Source organism: Sphingorhabdus profundilacus, assembly GCF_009769755.1.
GTDB classification, from domain to species: domain Bacteria; phylum Pseudomonadota; class Alphaproteobacteria; order Sphingomonadales; family Sphingomonadaceae; genus Sphingorhabdus_B; species Sphingorhabdus_B profundilacus.
Window position 1 is genome coordinate 22,481 of record NZ_SDWJ01000002.1, and the last position, 17,855, is coordinate 40,335.

Annotated in this window: 16 protein-coding genes; 4 read left to right on the forward strand and 12 right to left on the reverse strand. The window is 56.3% G+C overall.

All coding sequences use genetic code 11. The annotated features are described in order from the left end of the window. The first annotated feature begins 25 nt into the window (after nt 1-25). Nucleotides 26-1,141, forward strand: a complete 1,116-nt coding sequence (dnaN, locus tag EUU23_RS07865) for a DNA polymerase III subunit beta (protein WP_160353623.1) — start codon at nt 26-28, stop codon at nt 1,139-1,141. An 89-nt stretch (nt 1,142-1,230) separates the two neighbouring features. Here the strand turns inward: dnaN and EUU23_RS07870 are convergent, their stop codons facing one another. The 6 genes from EUU23_RS07870 to EUU23_RS07895 all read right to left on the reverse strand — a co-directional run bounded on the left by EUU23_RS07870 (nt 1,231) and on the right by EUU23_RS07895 (nt 9,233). Continuing rightward, the gene (locus EUU23_RS07870; protein ID WP_160353624.1) at nt 1,231-1,614 is read right to left on the reverse strand and encodes a PIN domain-containing protein; all 384 of its coding nucleotides are present in this window, start codon (nt 1,612-1,614) and stop codon (nt 1,231-1,233) included. A gap of 2 nt (nt 1,615-1,616) precedes the next feature. After that, nucleotides 1,617-1,871 (reverse strand): AbrB/MazE/SpoVT family DNA-binding domain-containing protein, encoded by a 255-nt coding sequence (locus tag EUU23_RS07875; RefSeq protein WP_160353625.1) that lies wholly within the window; start codon nt 1,869-1,871, stop codon nt 1,617-1,619. Between the two features lie 66 nt (nt 1,872-1,937). Further along, nucleotides 1,938-3,680 carry an N-acyl-D-amino-acid deacylase family protein gene (locus EUU23_RS07880; protein WP_160353626.1) on the reverse strand — a complete coding sequence of 581 codons (1,743 nt, stop codon included), beginning with the start codon at nt 3,678-3,680 and terminating at the stop codon, nt 1,938-1,940. A gap of 75 nt (nt 3,681-3,755) precedes the next feature. Beyond that, a complete protein-coding gene (locus tag EUU23_RS07885) occupies nt 3,756-5,108 on the reverse strand; it encodes a methyltransferase family protein (RefSeq protein ID WP_343032696.1) in 1,353 nt (450 codons plus the stop codon). Nucleotides 5,109-5,149: 41 nt separating this feature from the next. Beyond that, nucleotides 5,150-7,075: an OPT family oligopeptide transporter gene (locus EUU23_RS07890; RefSeq protein ID WP_160353627.1), complete on the reverse strand. Its 1,926-nt coding sequence runs from the start codon at nt 7,073-7,075 to the stop codon at nt 5,150-5,152. Nucleotides 7,076-7,163: 88 nt separating this feature from the next. Continuing rightward, the gene (locus EUU23_RS07895) at nt 7,164-9,233 is read right to left on the reverse strand and encodes a malate synthase G (RefSeq protein ID WP_160353628.1); all 2,070 of its coding nucleotides are present in this window, start codon (nt 9,231-9,233) and stop codon (nt 7,164-7,166) included. A 109-nt stretch (nt 9,234-9,342) separates the two neighbouring features. Between EUU23_RS07895 and EUU23_RS07900 the strand changes: the two genes are divergently transcribed. Then, nucleotides 9,343-10,131, forward strand: coding sequence for a type I phosphomannose isomerase catalytic subunit (locus EUU23_RS07900; protein WP_179956533.1), 789 nt, complete (start codon nt 9,343-9,345; stop codon nt 10,129-10,131). Between the two features lie 265 nt (nt 10,132-10,396). Here the strand turns inward: EUU23_RS07900 and EUU23_RS07905 are convergent, their stop codons facing one another. Continuing rightward, nucleotides 10,397-11,131, reverse strand: a complete 735-nt coding sequence (locus EUU23_RS07905; protein ID WP_160353629.1) for a DUF1223 domain-containing protein — start codon at nt 11,129-11,131, stop codon at nt 10,397-10,399. A gap of 78 nt (nt 11,132-11,209) precedes the next feature. Then, nucleotides 11,210-11,653 (reverse strand): DUF1801 domain-containing protein, encoded by a 444-nt coding sequence (locus EUU23_RS07910; protein ID WP_160354650.1) that lies wholly within the window; start codon nt 11,651-11,653, stop codon nt 11,210-11,212. An 85-nt stretch (nt 11,654-11,738) separates the two neighbouring features. Here EUU23_RS07910 and EUU23_RS07915 point away from each other — a divergent pair, with 85 nt between their 5' ends. Then, a complete protein-coding gene (locus tag EUU23_RS07915) occupies nt 11,739-12,953 on the forward strand; it encodes an argininosuccinate synthase (protein ID WP_160353630.1) in 1,215 nt (404 codons plus the stop codon). A gap of 252 nt (nt 12,954-13,205) precedes the next feature. Here EUU23_RS07915 and trxB read toward each other — a convergent pair whose 3' ends face one another. Next, on the reverse strand, nt 13,206-14,156 hold the full coding sequence (gene trxB, locus EUU23_RS07920) for a thioredoxin-disulfide reductase (protein WP_160353631.1): 951 nt from the start codon (nt 14,154-14,156) through the stop codon (nt 13,206-13,208). Between the two features lie 153 nt (nt 14,157-14,309). Here trxB and EUU23_RS07925 point away from each other — a divergent pair, with 153 nt between their 5' ends. Then, complete coding sequence (locus EUU23_RS07925) at nt 14,310-14,627, forward strand: 2Fe-2S iron-sulfur cluster-binding protein (RefSeq protein ID WP_158897494.1); 318 nt, start codon at nt 14,310-14,312, stop codon at nt 14,625-14,627. 243 nt (nt 14,628-14,870) lie between these two features. Here the strand turns inward: EUU23_RS07925 and EUU23_RS07930 are convergent, their stop codons facing one another. The 3 genes from EUU23_RS07930 to EUU23_RS07940 are packed head-to-tail and all read right to left on the reverse strand — an operon-like array spanning nt 14,871 to nt 17,814. Next, nucleotides 14,871-16,139: a NupC/NupG family nucleoside CNT transporter gene (locus EUU23_RS07930; RefSeq protein WP_246156368.1), complete on the reverse strand. Its 1,269-nt coding sequence runs from the start codon at nt 16,137-16,139 to the stop codon at nt 14,871-14,873. Then, nucleotides 16,136-16,921 carry an NUDIX hydrolase gene (locus EUU23_RS07935; RefSeq protein WP_246156369.1) on the reverse strand — a complete coding sequence of 262 codons (786 nt, stop codon included), beginning with the start codon at nt 16,919-16,921 and terminating at the stop codon, nt 16,136-16,138. Before EUU23_RS07935 ends, EUU23_RS07930 begins: the two co-directional genes overlap by 4 nt. 29 nt (nt 16,922-16,950) lie before the next feature. Then, nucleotides 16,951-17,814, reverse strand: a complete 864-nt coding sequence (locus EUU23_RS07940) for an autotransporter outer membrane beta-barrel domain-containing protein (protein WP_160353632.1) — start codon at nt 17,812-17,814, stop codon at nt 16,951-16,953. Between the last annotated feature and the right edge of the window lie 41 nt (nt 17,815-17,855).

The window sequence follows — 17,855 nt, forward strand, 5'->3', positions numbered from 1 at the left end:
AGGCAGCCCGATTAGGGGAATTGGAATGAGAGCCACGATAGAACGCGCGACCCTGCTGAAAAGCCTGAGCCACGTCCAATCGGTTGTCGAACGGCGCAACACCATCCCGATTTTGTCGAACGTCCTGATTGAGGCGAGCGACAATGGTCAGATCAAACTGACGGCGACTGATCTTGATTTACAGATTGTCGAAACCTTTGCAGCCGATGTCGAAAGCCCCGGCGCGACCACTGTTTCGGCGCATACCTTATTCGAAATCGCCCGCAAACTGCCGGACGGCAGCCAGGTGCAGCTGCACGCCGCTGATGGCCGCATGGCCGTCAACGCCGGCCGTGCGCGCTTCAGCCTTGCGACCCTGCCGCGGGACGATTTCCCGATGATTGCCGAGGGCGAATTGCCCACGTCGTTCGAAATTCCCGCCAGTTCGCTGGTGCAGATTATCGACAAGACGCGCTTTGCAATCTCGACCGAAGAAACCCGCTATTATCTCAACGGCATTTTCCTGCACGTCACCGAAGACGCCGAACCTGTGTTGAAAGCCGCGGCGACCGATGGGCACCGGCTCGCGCGCGTCACCCTGCCTCGTCCCGCCGGTGCCGAGGGCATGCCGGACATCATCGTGCCACGCAAATGCGTCGCTGAAGTCCGTAAGCTGCTCGACGAAGCCGGTGATAATTCAGTACAGGTCGACCTTTCTGCTTCGAAAATCCGCTTCACCTTTGATACGGTCATCCTGACGTCGAAGCTGATCGACGGCACCTTCCCGGATTACAGCCGGGTCATACCGACGGCCAATGACAAGCTGCTGAAAATTGATCCCAAAGCATTCAGTCAGGGCGTCGACCGCGTTGCGACAATTGCCACAGAAAAAACCCGCGCCGTAAAAATGGCGCTGGATAAAGACAAGATCACCCTGTCGGTCACATCACCGGAAAATGGCACGGCGGCCGAAGAAGTCTCCGGTCAATATAGCAGTGATTGCTTTGAAATCGGCTTCAACGCCCGCTATCTGATGGACATATTGAGCGAAATCAAAGGCGATGTCGTCGAACTCCACCTCGCCGACGCCAGCGCACCGACGCTCATTCGCGAAAATGACAAATCACCGGCGCTTTATGTTTTGATGCCGATGCGGGTTTGAATGGTGCTGAAGTTCCGGCTCCATAGACTTTACGGAAAACCCGCCTCTTGCGACGATTGAGTGTCCCGTTGGCTAATGTTTACGCCTCACTACCGAATTAACTGTACATTAACGCCAACAATATCAGCGATTTTTAGCCAGTCTCTATCGGCCGTCAAAGCAACCGCATTTCTGCTTTTTGCCAAGGCAAGACAAAGACAATCGGCTTGTGAAATACCGCTTTTGCGAGCCAGTTCACGAAAATCGGCGGCGTCGATAGCGATTTTGTGAGACACCGGTACGATTGTAATCTCCATAAGGGCAATCGCGGTTTCGAAATCAGATCGTTTCCAACCATAGAGATACTGGATCTGCGCCGCTTCGCCCAGATTTACGGATCCTATTACTGCTTGCTCAAGAGATGCCTCAACAATTTCCGCACCCGCTTCACATTTCAACAGAGCCAAAAGGGCTGATGCATCAAGAACTACCACACTCAATATTTTTCAAGTGCTGCGTCTGCACGTTTTTGTGCGAGAAAGTCGTCGACGGTAAAGCTCGGCATTCCTCGGCTTGTTTCCTCGTAAAATGCCTGCGCCTTTGCCACCCGCTGGCTAATGCTCGATAGCTGAAGACCAAACTCGCCCTCATTCAGCATCAGCTTGCCGCCATTTTCAAGTCCCAGTCGCTTTCGCACATCTGCCGGAAGGACCATGCGGCCATTTGCGGCGACTTTGATTTCGATACCCATAGAAAATGTCCCGTTTCAACAAGATGTCACGAATAGCATATTGTGACATGAAATGCAATTATGACATCACTCCGCCGCCTCTGTCAGAACGACATTTTGTGGCCCGCGCACGACGGTGCCGGGCAGCGCCCCGGTCATCGCACCGTCGCGGAAGGTCACGACGCCGGACTTGATCGTGGCGACATAACCCGTCGCCTTTTGCAGCAAACGCTTGCCACCCGCAGGCAGGTCAAAGGCCAGCCACGGTTTTTGCAGGCGCAAACTGTCGAAATCGATCACATTGACATCGGCCAAATAGCCCGGCTTCAGCACGCCGCGATCATTCAAACCATATAAACGCGCCGTGTCATGGCATTGCCGTTTGACTGCGAGCTCGAGCGGGATCGTCCCCGCCTTGCGATCGCGTGCCCAATAGCTCAGCAGAAATGTCGGTGCCGCAGCATCGCAGATGGTGCCGCAATGCGCGCCGCCATCCGACAAGGAAGCGAGCGTATCGTCGGATTCCAGCAGTTCTTTCGTGAAATCCAGATTACCATCCATGTAGTTCAGGATCGGCAGATAGATCATGCCGTTGCCATCATCCTGCATCAACTGGTCATAGGCATATTCGGCGGCATCCCTGCCCGCTGCATTGGCAAAGCCGAAGATGCTTTCTTCCCGGGTTGGTTCGTAACTGAAATCATCCACCAACGGGAATTGCATGGCCCATGCAGCTGTGACGAGCATGAAGAAGGGCGCCATGTCGGGCGATGGCGGGGGAATATTGTCCTCAGCCAATATCTGCGCCTTGAATTGCTGATCGGACAGCTTAGCCCGTTGCTGGTCCCATGGCAGATCCTTGATCGCGTCCCAGCTTGGCTTTCGCATGAACGGGTGCACCGTGCCGCGCCAGTTCATGATGACGCCGATACCCCGCAGGCCGATGGCCGCGACAATCCTTGCGCCATTGTCGTTGGCCGCCCGCATCGCGGCCATCTGGTCTTTCCAATGCATCTGCTTGATCGGCGATTGCAGCATGGAAAAGACGATGGGTTGGCCGGTTTCATCCGACAGCCGCCGCATCCAGCCGAATTCGTCCCATTCGGGCAACAGGTCGGATGTGAGTTCAAAAACACCATGCCCCGCCCGTGCCATTGCCCGGCCAAGCGCGAGCAGTTCGGCTTCGGTCGCTGTCGTCCCTGGCACCAGTTCACCATCAATCGATTTATGCAGGATCGTCCGTGACGTGGAGACGCCCAAGGCGCCTGCCCGCACACCTTCTTCGACCAGCCGCGCCATTTCGCCGATATCGGCTTCCGTCGGTTCCTCATTATCCGCGCCGCGTTCCCCCATCACATAGGCGCGCAGCGCGCCGTGCGGGACATGGGTGCCAATGTCGATGGTGCGCGGCAGACGCTCCAACGCGTCAAGATAATCCGGGAAGCTTTCCCAGTCCCACTTCATACCCTCGGCCAGCGCCGTGCCGGGGATATCCTCGACCCCCTCCATCAAGCCAATCAGCCATTCATGCTTGTCCTTGCGCGCAGGCGCAAAGCCCACGCCGCAATTGCCCATGACGACCGTGGTCACGCCATGCCAGCTGGACGGCGCCATCTCGCTGTCCCAAGTGGCCTGTCCGTCATAATGGGTATGGATATCGACAAAGCCGGGGGCGACGATCTTTCCGCTGGCATCAATTTCTTCGCGGCCTTGGGTGCTGATATGGCCGATTGCGGTTATAACCCCGTCGTCTATGGCAACATCGCCTGCGTAACGCTCAGCCCCCGTGCCATCGACAATCGTTCCCCCGCGTATAACCAGATCATGCATAGCGACTCTCCTGTGTCCTCATGCAAAGGATAGCAGGTTTAATTGAACGGCTAAAGTGTGGTTGCGTGGCGGACTTTATTCCGCAGGCTGCACTGGGCTGCCGTTATGCAGGCGATTGCCGACAAGCCGACGTAGCCATGCGAAGAAACGTGGGATCGCGGCGTTGCGCTGCATCCAGGCCGCATATTCGGCATAGGCCGGGTCGGCCATAAGATGCCTTTCCTCTGTCCGCGCGCGCCAGTAATAAATGCCGCTGACCAGCGCGAGGATCGCGGTGTTGCGGATCATGTCGGCGGTGCTGCCGGTGGTCACCAGAAATGGTAGTGTTGCCAGCCACCAATAGCTGTTCTTGCTCAAATAAGCCGGATGTTTGGTAAAGGCATAGGGTCCATGTGTTAGGATGCCGCGATGGGTCAGGTTGGAAAAGCGCAGTCCGAACGCCACCGTCGCCCACGCATATATACCGGTCAGAACGACCAGCATCCCGCCCCAGATCCACAAAAGCAGCGTCTGCCCCTGAAACCAATAGGCCCAGTCGCTGGTGCCCATATGATAATCGAGGGGGCCGCCATTGTTCATCAGGATGAAGGGCGGATAACACATCAACGCCGCAACCCATCCAGCCAGATAGGGATTGGCCGTACGGATATGGGCGTCCAGCGGTTTCATCGTCAGCATATAGCCAACCGTTGCAAACTGCACATCGACGAGGAACATCCCGGTAATCAGGGCATTGGCTAGCCACACGGGATTGGATGCAACCACGGCAAAGTTCATATTGACAATGTCCCGAAATCCACCCGGTACGATTGAAATCATGAACGCAAGAAAAAATCCCTTCACCGCCCAAGCCCGCAAATGGTGAAATATTTCGTCTTTATCCCCGTCATCGCGCCCCGCAATCCACGCACCCAAATGCCATGCACCGTCGCGTGGATTAACCAGATAGCGGTCTAGCCAGACGATATAGGGCACGGATATGAGGATGAGTGGAATGGCGGCGACCTGAAACATCTCCATTGAAAACAGATAGTCACCATTCCAATAAAAGCGGCAAAGCCCGTAGATGGACCCAATCATCCCCCATGTCGTCCATAGCCCCGCAATTTTGATGATGCTGGTATCGAGGACATCGGCAACAGGTCGCTTTAAAGACCAGTCCAGTCCCGTCGACGGGCGCCGGTGCACTTTGTTCACCAACAGTGACCAAAGCACCATGGGCAGACCGCAAAAGACCAGTGCAACCAGCGCCGAATAGCCGCCATCGGCACGTTCCGGCCATCCGGGAAAACCCAGCATGTCCATAATCGAGCCGAAATTGCGTGCGATCAGGACAGCAATTGCCAATCCCGATAACCCGCAAAGGCCGACAGCGGTGCTGACGGCGGACACGGGTTTGGGATCGGTTTCTACGTCACATATTTTCACCCGATCACCCTAAGGCGAATTGGTTAAAAAAGCGGTGCCAATTAGGCCAAAGCCTCCCGCTTCGTTCGCCGGTAGATCCACCACAGCATAGCAATAAATAAGGCTGTACCGCCCCACATGGCGAAGGGTTCAAAACTCTCGCCGACAACAGCCAACGGCGCGTCGCTGCCGCTGCCTGCTACGATTCCTGCAAACGCAACGCCGAACAGGCTTTCCCCCACGATAAGGCCGGTTGCCGCCAGAACACCCATGCGTTTCGCCGCTTCACGGTCGTTACAGGTATCCGCCCATTTGTCGTAATAATGCCCTAGAACCGTGCCGACAATGATCAGGAACGTCAGTGCCATGGGAAGATAAACTCCCATGCCGACACCCAGTGGCGGCAGGCGGCGCTTACCCGCCTTCCCCAGCAATTCATCAACAATAACGACGGCCACGCCAATCATGGCACCAAGGCCAAGCAGTGGCCAGTCGAGATCACCACCCAAAACGCCTTTGGCCAAAGCGGAGATCAGCAAGGCCTGGGGCGCAGCCAGCGCATTTGCACCTGCGCCAGCGCTGCCTGCAAAGCCAAAGGCGTTGTTGAGCAATTCGAGCACGGGCGGAATGGCGAGGCTGCCGAAGAGCACGCCTATCACCAATGCAATCTGCTGACGCCATGGCGTCGCTCCGACAATCTGCCCGGTTTTCAAGTCCTGCAGATTGTCGTTGGAAATGGTGGCAATGCCAAAGATAATCGCGGTGGCGAACAGAGCGTAGGCAATCATCGCGCTGGTTTCATCAGGAGTTTCGCCCCGGCCGAAAAAGCCGAGAAGCATCAGGGAAGCGCCGACGACGGCCAAAATACCGACGCCCGAAATCGGGCTGTTGGATGCACCGATAAGGCCGGCCATGTAACCGCAGACTGACGCGATGACGATACCGGCGAGCAATATGTAAATAAGGGTAAGTCCAATGATTGGACCTGCCATTCCGGCAATCGGCGTGCTGGACAGAAATTGCCACAACAAAAAGGCAATCGGAACGAGGGTCGCAACGATGATGGCACCCACGGTATTGATCGGAATATCACGTTCGGTCAGCGAAAGCATATCGCCTGCCGACCGCGCGGCTGAGGCGGCCATCGCGCCTTTAAGGCCCTGAACAATCGGTCCGATGATTTTGAGCAATGTCCAGATTGCAGCCACGCCAATCGTGCCTGCGCCAATGAAGCGAGCTTTTTCGCGGAACACGGTCCCGGCGATTTCCGCGGCGTCCGCGCCTGCAACGCCTTGGCTGAAATAGGGAACCAGCCCGATCCAGCTGATCGCCATGCCCAAAAGCATCGCAAGCCCGACCGACAGCCCGACCAGATGACCGACCCCGACGAGCGCCAGACTGATCGAGGTGGACGCGCCCGTGGCTCCAGCTCCTACTTTGAAATAGCGGGCGATTTCACCGGCGACCAGCTTCATGGAGATCAGAAGTGAAAGCCCTGCCGAAAGGAGGGAATTGACCAATATGGTCGCAAGACCGCGCTTGTTTTCATCTGATTCAGATCCTTCAGCCGATCCGACAATCAACACTTCGGCGGCCGCCTTGCCTTCGGGATAGGGAAGGTCTGATCCGGTCACCAGCGCACGGCGCAGGGGGACCGAAAACATGACGCCCAAAATTCCGCCGGCCGCACAGACGGCGGCCGTGGTCAGGAAAGGGAAGCCTTGCCAATATCCCAATATTACCAGACCGGGCAGTACAAAGATAATTGCCGACAATGTTCCTGCCGCGCTGGCGATGGTTTGCACGATATTGTTTTCAAGGATCGTCCCGCCCGGAAGCATCCGCAATATGGCCATTGAAATAACCGCCGCGGGAATGGACGTAGCGAACGTCAAACCAGCCTTCAGGCCCAGATAAACATTCGCCGCCGTAAACACCAAAGTAATCAGACCGCCCAATATGACGGACCGGATTGTTAATTCCCGCATAATCCCAAAACTCCCAATACCGCTTTGTGTATCGGAAATACTTTTATTTCAAGTGTTAGGTAATGTTAACATTACCTAAGGTCAGAACCTACCTTGCCTTCTTTTCCAGCCGGAATTTGTGCAGCAACGGTTCGGTATAGCCGTTGGGTTGGTGGACACCTTCAAAGATAAGTGCGCGGGCGGCTTTGAAAGCTATGCTGTCCGGTGTCAGCTTTTCATAAAGCGGATCGCCAGCATTCTGCCCATCCACCTTGGCGGCCATCTTGGTGAGGGCGGCGTCCACCTGCGCCTTGGTCGCAATGCCATGGAGAATCCAGTTGGCGATATGTTGCGATGAAATCCGCAAGGTGGCGCGATCCTCCATCAGGCCGACATCGTGAATATCGGGCACCTTGGAGCAACCGACGCCCTGATCAATCCAGCGGACGACATAGCCCAAAATCCCCTGGGCGTTATTTTCCAGCTCTTGCGTCACTTCTTCATCGGACCAGTTATGGCCGACAGGAGCGACTGGAATAGTCAGCAATGGGTCAAGACCGGGCGTGGCTTGATTGGCAAGTTCGGCCTGCCGCGCAAACACGTCGAACTGGTGATAGTGCATCGCGTGCAAGGTCGCGGCGGTGGGGGACGGGACCCATGCGGTATTTGCCCCCGCTTTGGGGTGGCCGATTTTCTGGACCATCATGTCCTTCATCATGTCAGGCGCCGCCCACATGCCTTTGCCAATCTGCGCCTTGCCCGAAAGCCCGCAGGCAAGGCCAATCTGCACATTGCGCGCTTCATAGGCCTGTATCCAGCTCGATGTTTTCATCTCGGCCTTGCGGATCATGGGGCCAGCCTGCATCGCGGTGTGCATTTCGTCGCCGGTGCGGTCGAGGAAGCCGGTGTTAATGAACACAATCCGATCCTTGACGGCGTGAATACAGGCGGCAAGGTTAGCGCTGGTCCGGCGCTCTTCGTCCATCACGCCAACCTTGATGGTGTGGCGCGCAATGCCGAGGACATCTTCGACCGCGTCGAACAGCGTGTTGGTCAACGCGGCTTCTTCCGGTCCGTGCATCTTGGGCTTGACGATATAGATCGAACCAGCTCGGCTGTTGCGGAGGGTGCCAAGACCTTTCAGGTCGTGCAGTGCACATAAGGACGTGAAGAGCGCGTCCAAAATGCCTTCCGGAGCCTCGCTGCCATCTGCAAGCCGTACCGCCGGATTGGTCATCAAATGCCCGACATTACGCACGAACATCAGGCTGCGTCCGGGCAGAACGAGGCCGTCATAGACGCGATCTTCATCCAGCGCGCGCGTCAAAGTGCGCCCGCCCTTTTCAAATGACGCGACCAGATCGCCGCGCATGAGGCCAAGCCAATTGGTATAGGCCGCAACCTTGTCCGCCGCATCGACTGCCGCCACAGAATCTTCCAAATCGATGATTGTTGTCAGCGCTGACTCAAGGATCACATCGGCAATATGCAAGTTATCCGTTGCGCCGATGGGGTGCGCGGGGTCGACCACAATTTCGATATGCAGGCCATTCTGCTTGAATAAATAGCGCGGTGCGATTTCTGTACCCGCTCTGGCGACAAAATAGGAAGAAGTACCGCCCGAAAGCACGGCGTCCCATCCCGGTACCGTTTCGTTGAGGAAATTGCGTGCGTAAGCGATAACCGCTGAACCACGTGCCGAATCATATCCGCCAGGCTGTGCGGGCGCGGCATCGAGAACATCCGTGCCGTACAGAGCGTCATAAAGGCTACCCCAGCGTGCATTAGCAGCGTTCAGGACAAAGCGGTCATTAAGTGAAGGGACCACCAATTGCGGTCCCGCCATCGTTGCGATTTCGGCATCTACATTCCGGGTGTCGATGGCAAAAGGTTGCGGTTCGGGGACCAGATAGCCAATTTCGTGCAGGTGCGCCTTATAAACGTCCATATCCGCAATCGGACCCGGATTGGCGCGGTGCCAAGCGTCCATCTTTGCCTGGATATCATCACGTCTGGCCAGCAAAGCACGGTTAAGCGGAACAAAGCGAGCAAGAATATCGGCTAGTCCCAGCCACAGATGATCAACCGCAATGCCGGTTCCGGCGAGCGCACGGGTTTCAACAAAAAGTGCCAATTCCTCTGCGACTTGCAGGGTCGAACGGGTAACATATTCAGTCATAGATGGCTCCAGCATCAACAGTGGCGCCCGGGGAGATTTTATTATTTTCGCTGCACTAGCGGGACTTTGTGCAGTGCAAAAGCTTAATTTTGCTGTTAAGCGAAAACACATGAAATTGAACAAGCATCTTGTGGACAAACCTTGGGGCCGAACCGACATTCCGCCCGAATTTGGTGATATGGGTGGACGCCGCATTGGCGAAATCTGGTATGAAGGTGAACAATCTGACGATTTGCCGATACTGGTGAAATGGCTGTTTACCAGTGAAAAGCTGTCCATTCAGGTCCACCCCAATGACGCACAGGCACGTCAGCGTGGGATGATTTCCGGCAAAGAAGAATGCTGGTTCATTGTTGATGCCGAACCGAATGCTGTCCTTGGCATGGGAACGACCCGACCGTTGAATAGCGACGAGCTGCGCGCAGCTTCTTTGTCCGGCGACATCGAACAATTGATGGACTGGAAACCTGTAAAGGCGGGCGACTATTTCTATATCCCGGCTGGAACAGTACATGCCATCGGTGCGGGTATCACATTGGTCGAGATCCAGCAGAATGCCGACATCACCTATCGGTTATATGATTATGGCCGTCCCCGCCCGTTGCATCTTGAAGATGGCGTGGAGGTTTCGGTCGCGGTGCCTTATTGCGACAAGCGATCGGGTAATGTTGAAAGCGGCCTGTGCATTTCAGACAGTCCCTTTTTCAAAATGCAGTTTGTGACGAGTGTTGATGGTTTACCGGAAATGCCACGTGGAAACTGGCTTTGGGTTGTCCCGTTAAAGGGTGAAGTGACAAGCAACGGTGTTAGCGGCGTCGTTGGTGATTGTTTATTGCTGGAATCAGGCTGTTTCATGGAATTTGCGGATGGCACGGAATGCCTTGTCGCCACCCAGTAAATTCATAAAAATAGTGTTGCAACGTAAAACAGATTCATTATTGGCGGTGAACAATCGAACATTAGCAATTAATGGATGTCTTCGTACTGATGGAAAACAGAGTTATCATCGCTTACGCATTATGTGCGTTGATGCTTTTGATTCTGGTAGTGGTTGCCGCGCGCCATATGTCTAGCCGCCGGCAATTCAAAATACGGCAATCTGGCCGGGGCAAGAATTCACCTAATGGTGAAAAACAACCCGCTGAGTGAGAAGGGTCAGGACCCTAAATCACTTTTGCAGCGATAATCGGACCAGCACCTTGGCGCTGCACCAATATCGCGGTTTTCAGGCCTTTATCTGCCGCACTGGACAAGGTGTAACCCTGGGCAGCGCCGTTCCATTCGCCAAGCTTGGTCAATGACCGCACGATATTTTTATGGGGTAAAGTCCGCCCTGTGTTTTCACCTGAACGGATGGCGACATTCTGGATACGCGGATCATAGCGAACGATCCATATATTGGCCGCACCGGTCCCGCGACCGATCATCACCTTATCGCCATTAACATCGATTGAAGGCCCACCCGACAGGCCCTTCGCCGAAGCAATATTTTGGGCCAATTCACCACTTTTAATACCGGTTATGGCGGTTTTCCCGTTGATGACGATTTGCGGTGTATACACATTGGGGTTGCCCAGCGCGTGGGCGTAATCATATTGCCTTTGGGTGTAGGCTTTATCTCCGAAAACATCCTTCCAGCCCAGCCGGTCCCAATATGTCACCGCAAAACTGAGCGCGATGACGCCCGGTTGGTCGGCAACGGCATTGACCGCGGCATTGGCGGGTGGACAGGACGAACAGCCCTGGCTCTGGTACAGTTCGACAATGACGGGGTTATTGACGCTCGCTGAGGATACCGGAGCCTTCGCCTGTGCTTCATCAATTATTTCGGGGGCTTTCTGGCAAGCGCATAGCGCGGCGATAATCGGGATTAGTGCAGCAGTATAATAAGCGTTCATGGTCGGCGTCCTGAAATGGGTGCGGGCGAGGAAAAAAGGGAGGTTAAACCCCGTCCGCAATCAAGTGTTCGCACTATTTCACTGCGAAGTTACCGCTTGGTCAGGATATTTTTCTGCCATCCAGTCAAGTGAACGTGCACATAAATCTTCCAAAAGTGTTTCATCAACATCGCTAAGGCGTTTTACATAGAGGCAAGACTTGCCGGTTTTGAACTTTCCCAGTTGTGACAATATCCCCGTATATTCCTGAAAACCGTCGAGAATATACAGCACGGTTTGCCCTTTACGGGGGGAAAAGCCGATACGGCACATAGTGCCTTCACGGCCGCTGTCATACCGATAATGATATTGTCCAAACCCGATAATGCTCGGTCCCCACATTGTCGGGGGATGCCCCGAAACCCGCGCCATCATGTCAATTATCTTTATTGCATCCAAACGCTGCTGTTCATCGGTGACAGCTGCGACAAAATCATCGACAGATACTTCCGTCTTTGTCGTCTTGGTGCCAGACTTTGCCATATATTTTGCCTCCTTATCGCCTTGCAGGTGACTGTCCACCCTGATAGGCGCGCGGGCGCTACCCAACAGCCAAATGGAATCACTGATGAAAGATAATATCAAAAAAGTCGTCCTTGCCTATTCTGGCGGCCTCGACACCAGTGTTATTTTGAAATGGCTGCAGGTGGAATATGGATGCGAAGTGGTCACCTTTACCGCCGACCTCGGGCAAGGCGAGGAACTGGAACCGGCGCGCGCCAAGGCAGTGTTGATGGGCGTTCCCGATCACCATATTTTTATTGACGACCTGCGTGAAGAATTTGTCCGCGACTTTGTCTTTCCCATGATGCGGGCCAATGCCCGATATGAAGGCGATTATCTCTTGGGTACGTCCATCGCGCGACCGCTTATTTCCAAGCGCCTGATTGAAATTGCCGCGGAAACCGGGGCCGATGCCATCGCGCATGGCGCGACTGGCAAAGGCAATGACCAAGTGCGGTTTGAACTGTCGGCTTATGCCCTTAACCCCGATATCAAGGTTATCGCCCCATGGCGCGAATGGGATCTGACGAGCCGTACCCGCCTGATCGAATGGGCCGAACAGCACCAGATACCTGTGCCCAAAGATAAACGAGGGGAAAGTCCTTTCTCCACCGATGCAAATTTGCTGCATACCTCTAGCGAGGGCAAGGTCCTTGAGGACCCCTGGGATGAAACCCCCGACTATGTCTATTCGCGCACGGTCAACCCCGAAGACGCACCAGATACTCCGGAATATATCACCGTAGATTTTGAAAAAGGTGACGGCGTTGCCCTGAACGGCGAAGCCATGTCGCCTGCCACCTTGCTGGCGGCGCTTAACGATCTGGGCCGAAAACATGGCATCGGCCGCCTTGATCTGGTGGAAAACCGCTTTGTCGGCATGAAGTCACGCGGCATGTATGAAACGCCGGGCGGCGAAATCTACGCCCGCGCGCATCGCGGGATTGAGAGCATCACACTGGATCGCGGTGCGGCCCATCTGAAAGATGAGCTGATGCCCAAATATGCCGAGTTGATTTACAACGGCTTCTGGTTTTCACCCGAGCGCGAAATGCTGCAGGCGGCGATCGACCACAGTCAGGCGCTGGTTTCAGGAACAGTTCGGCTCAAGCTTTACAAAGGTTTGGCGAGCGTCGTTGGAAGGAAATCTCCCAACAGCCTGTACAGCGAAAAAGTGGTGACGTTCGAAGACGATGCCGGGGCCTATGACCAGAAAGATGCGGCAGGCTTTATCAAACTGAACGCCCTGCGGTTACGATTGCTGGCGCAGCGAAAATAGGCCAGTCGGCACGACAAACGATAACGCAAAGCGTCACCCTGCCCCAACTACCGTCACCCTGAGCTTGTTTCAGGGTGACGGTGTGGGGATAGGCGACGGTGTGGGGATGGGCGGCGGGTTTGTGTCAGCGGAGAGGGGGAGGTGGCCAACCATCCTCCCCTCCCGCATGCGGGAGGGGGATTAGTTAGCGCGACGATTTGGTGAAGAGGCGAAGCCCAATCATGCTGGGATGGCGCTCGTTTTCGAATACATCTATTGCGCGTCGATAAACCGTTCTGCATCCAACGCCGCCATGCAGCCGGTTCCTGCGCTGGTGACCGCCTGGCGATAGATATGATCCATCACGTCGCCACAGGCGAAAACGCCGGGCACGCTGGTTTCGGTCGCCTGACCCTCTGCCCCGCCGCGGACCCTGATATAACCGCCGGCCATATCGAGATGCCCTTCGAAAATGCCGGTGTTGGGCTTATGGCCAATGGCGATGAAGACGCCGTGCAGTTCGATATCTTCGGTGCCGCTGCCGTCTGTAGCGGCGATCCGCATGCCGGTGACGCCCATCGCATCGCCCAGCACTTCGTCAAGGGTGTGGTTCCACCTGATCGTCACCTTGCCCTCGGCCTCCCGCGCGAAGAGCCGGTCTTGCAGGATCTTCTCCGCCTTCAGCTTGTCGCGGCGGTGGACGAGGGTCACATGGCTGGCGATGTTGGCGAGATAAAGCGCCTCTTCAACCGCCGTGTTCCCGCCGCCAATCACCGCCACCGGCTTGTTGCGGTAGAAAAAGCCGTCGCAGGTCGCGCAGGCCGACACGCCTTTGCCCATGAAAGCCGTCTCACTCGCAAGCCCCAGATATTGGGCGCTGGCGCCCGTTGCGATGATCACCGCGTCGGCGGTATAATCGCCCGCCCCGCCGGTCAGCGTAAAGGGCCGTTTGGAAAAATCGACTTTTTCAATATGGTCGTTCTCGATCCGCGTTCCGAAGCGCTCGGCATGTTTCCGCATCCGCTCCATCAGTTCGGGACCCATGACGCCTGCGTCGTCGCCCGGCCAATTGTCGACTTCGGTCGTCGTCATCAACTGCCCACCGATTTCCACGCCTGTCACGATCATCGGCGTCAGATTGGCGCGCGCGGCGTAGACGGCGGCAGTATAGCCTGCCGGGCCGGAGCCGATGATGATGACGGGAGCGTGGCGATTTTCGGTCATGGATGCGCTTTCTGATACTGTTGGAGGGGGACATAAGCGCCCCGACCCCGCTGGCCAAGGGGGACCCCCTACTTATCCCCATAAATTAGGGCTTCACATTAGCGCCCCGTCCACTTATCAGGCGGCGCGTAACAAGCTTCAGGGAGCATTTTCATGGCCAAAGTCACCGTAATCTCACGCAATGGCGAAGGCCGCGAAGTAGAGGCGGAAAATGGTCTGTCGTTGATGGAAGTCATCCGCGACAATGGCTTTGACGAATTGCTCGCTTTGTGCGGCGGTTGCTGCTCCTGCGCGACTTGCCATGTGCATATCGATCCGGCCTTTGCCGACAAGCTGCCCAAAATGGGTGAGGACGAAAACGACCTGCTCGACAGCACCGATCACCGCAACGAAACATCGCGCCTGTCGTGCCAGATTCCCGTCAGCGATGCTCTCGACGGCCTGATCGTCACCATCGCACCGGAAGATTAAGGTAAAACGACTTTAGGTGGGTTTGTTTTTACTCGCCCTAACCCGTGATCCCGTAAAACCCACTTCGTCACCCTGATTAACTAACTACCAGTCACCCTGAACTTGTTTCAGGGTCTTAGTTTTCAACGTCGGTGAAGTCAGACCCTGAAACAAGTTCAGGGTGACGGTAGTTGGGACTTCAGGGCGACCGGCAAGGGAGTTTGTTCCAAGTACCGGGTATAGCAGTTATCAAATTCATAAAGACTAAACCACCGTCACCAGCCCGATCATCGCCCCCGTCATGGCGGAGGCGAGGTTGCCTGCGACCCAGCTTTTCATTCCCAGCGACGCCGCGTCGGTGCGGCGTGCGGGGCAAAGCGTGCCGATGGTCGACACGAGCAAACCCACGCTCGCAAGGTTGGCAAAACCGCATAACGCATATGTGATGATAAGCTTGCTTCGGGGCCCCAGTTCGCCGTCGGACAATGCTGCCATGTCGAGATAGGCGACATATTCGTTCAAGATGGCTTTCGTCCCCATCAGCCCCCCGGCGGTGCCAGCATCCTCCCATGGAATGCCGATCGCCCACATCAGCGGCGCGAATATCCAGCCGAAAAAGCGGCGCAGTGTCAGCGGACTGCCGTCGATGAGCGGCAAGACGCCCAATATCTGGTCAACCAGTGCGACCAGCGCGAACACGACGATAATGATGCCGATCACGGCCAGGAACAATTGGACGCCATCCATCGTGCCGGTGATGACGGCGTCGATGCTGCTTTCATATTGCAGGCTTGTATCGTCCGGCTCCATCTGGGTGTCGCCATCGCCCGGGACCATCAGGCGGGCGATCAGTATCGAGGCCGGTAGAACAATCAGTGATGCCGAAATCATATGCCCCACGGCATCAGGAACCGTTTTCGACAGCGTTTGCGCGTACAGGATCAGGATCGCGCCCGAGATCGTCGCCATCGCCAGCACCATGACCGCGAACAATTCACTACGGCTCATTTTCTCAAAATAGGCCCGCACCACCAAGGGTGCCTCGACAACGCCGAGGAAGATATTGGCCCCGGCGCTCAGTCCGACAACGCCGCTGACCCCCATCGTCTTTTGCAAAGCCCAGCTCAGCCCGCGCACGATGAACGACAATATCTTCCAGTGCCAAAACAGCGCGGAAAGCGCCGAGAATACGATAACGAGCGGCAAAATCTGGAAGGCAATAATCAGCGGCGGTTGCGCGCCATCCTTAAGGACAAATGGCATTTCGCCCCCGCCGGTATAACCGAACATATAGCTGGACCCGACCAAAGTCGCCTTTTCGATGGCCAACACCGCATAATTGGCAAGCATGACGATATCCCACACAAAGGGGACACGCACGATCAAAAGCGCGATGCCGATTTGCAGCAGCAACGCCCCGCCGACCCAGCGCCAACCCGGAAACGCCTTGCGATTTTCCGACAATCCCCACGCAATCAGTATGATCAGCGCGATACCAATCAAACCCTGCAACTGCTGCAAGACAGCCATCATCCGCGCATCGCCGTTTCAATGGGTTCGGCAAGAACCGGATAGCCATGCCCTTCCGGTATGCACAGCCAACTCCCGTCCTCGCGCTTGTCGATATAAGTCTGGACCATAGTCACGGGATGCTCCGCCGCGTGTCGTGCGGCAGAATCAAAGGTGCCGAATAGGGCAAGCCGTTCGAGGTTGCGGCGTGTCGGGAAGATGATTTTGACCTCACCGCGGTCCGCCATTTCCAGAACTTCGGCGGCGGTAGCCCAGAATAGCGCGCGGTTTTCGGTGTGGTCCACGGTCGCGATAGGGGCGGTCGCACCCGCATCTGCCAGATAAAAACGGGTGTCAAAAACGCGGCTCGCCCGCTCGAACGCTGGGGGCCGCCAACGCGACCAGGGCACCAGCCGTTCAAAGTCCGGAGTCCAGCCATGGCGCGTGCATATCGCCTGCAAGCTCTCACCGTCATGCAAAGCTGCCCGCGCCTCGTCACAATCGGCGGGGTCAGAAACACCGGCAAGGCCCAATGCCAGCCCGGCTTCCTCGATCGTTTCCCTTATGGCCGCAAGCCGCGCCGCGGCCTCGTCCAGCGGCAAGGGGCCACCCAGCATTTCCGCATAATCGAAATCGGCCGCATCCACCTTGCCGCCGGGAAACACCGCCGCGCCGCCCGCAAAGGCCATAGCTTTGATACGTTCCACCATCAGCAAAAGCGGCGCGCCGCCCGATGGATTTTCGCGGAAAATCACCATCGTAGCGGCGGGCGTGGCTATGGGCTCTTCGGTGGTGTCAGAAATCATCCCGCCACAAAAGCATGCTTTCGTGACAGTTAGAAGCGGAAACTTAACCCGGCGATTAAACTGGTCGCCTCAGGCCCTGCAAATCCCAACGTGCGATTGGCGTTGAGGTTCAGACTGATATCTTGCGACAGCGCAAAAGAGGCGCTCGCGCCGACTTCCGCCCATTCGTCGCTTTGCCCCGGTACATTGCGCGCGGCGACGATGCGGCTGATGGTGCCGCTTCCCGTTCCAGATCGCGTGGCGCTGCTGTTCGACGTCGCGACAAAGGCCGCATTCATGCCAAAGCTGTGCTGGGCATCGGGTCCGAACACCGTCTGCAGGGCAACGCCCGCCGAGCCGGTCACACCATCTTCGCGTGATTTGACGGTCGTGACTTCGCCGCCTGGAAGCGTGACTGCGCGACCGACATCGATACGGTCATAATCGACCGCCAAAAAGGGCGACGCGATCACGCTCTCTCCCAACGTCACATCATAGCTCAGGCCACCCCCGACGGCGAAGCTTGATCCGTCGCTGTTTATGGTAACACGGCGGCCAAGGCGTTCGAACACTTCGGTATCAAAACGGCGTTGGCCCAATGACACATAGCCGTCGACGCTGAGGTCGCCGAAGCTGCGGCCGCCCGAAAGGGACACTGTTTCGCTGTCCACCGGTACGGCATTCAACACGCCCTGCGTCACCCCGCCGCGCACGGCGGAAACGGACAATTGGATAAAGCCCTGCTCAAATTCGCGCGCAAGCGACAGGCTCGCAAATTGTGGGTCTTCATCCTGCGAATAAACTGTCACGCCCGCATTTAACGATGCACGCCAATCCTTGGCGTCGTCCGCATGGGCTTGCGCCAAGGGCATCAGACTTGTTGCGGCGCATAGTCCGATCATCCAGATTTTCATAAACTGCCTCCTGTTGAAACGCCCGGTTAAGGGCTGGTTTG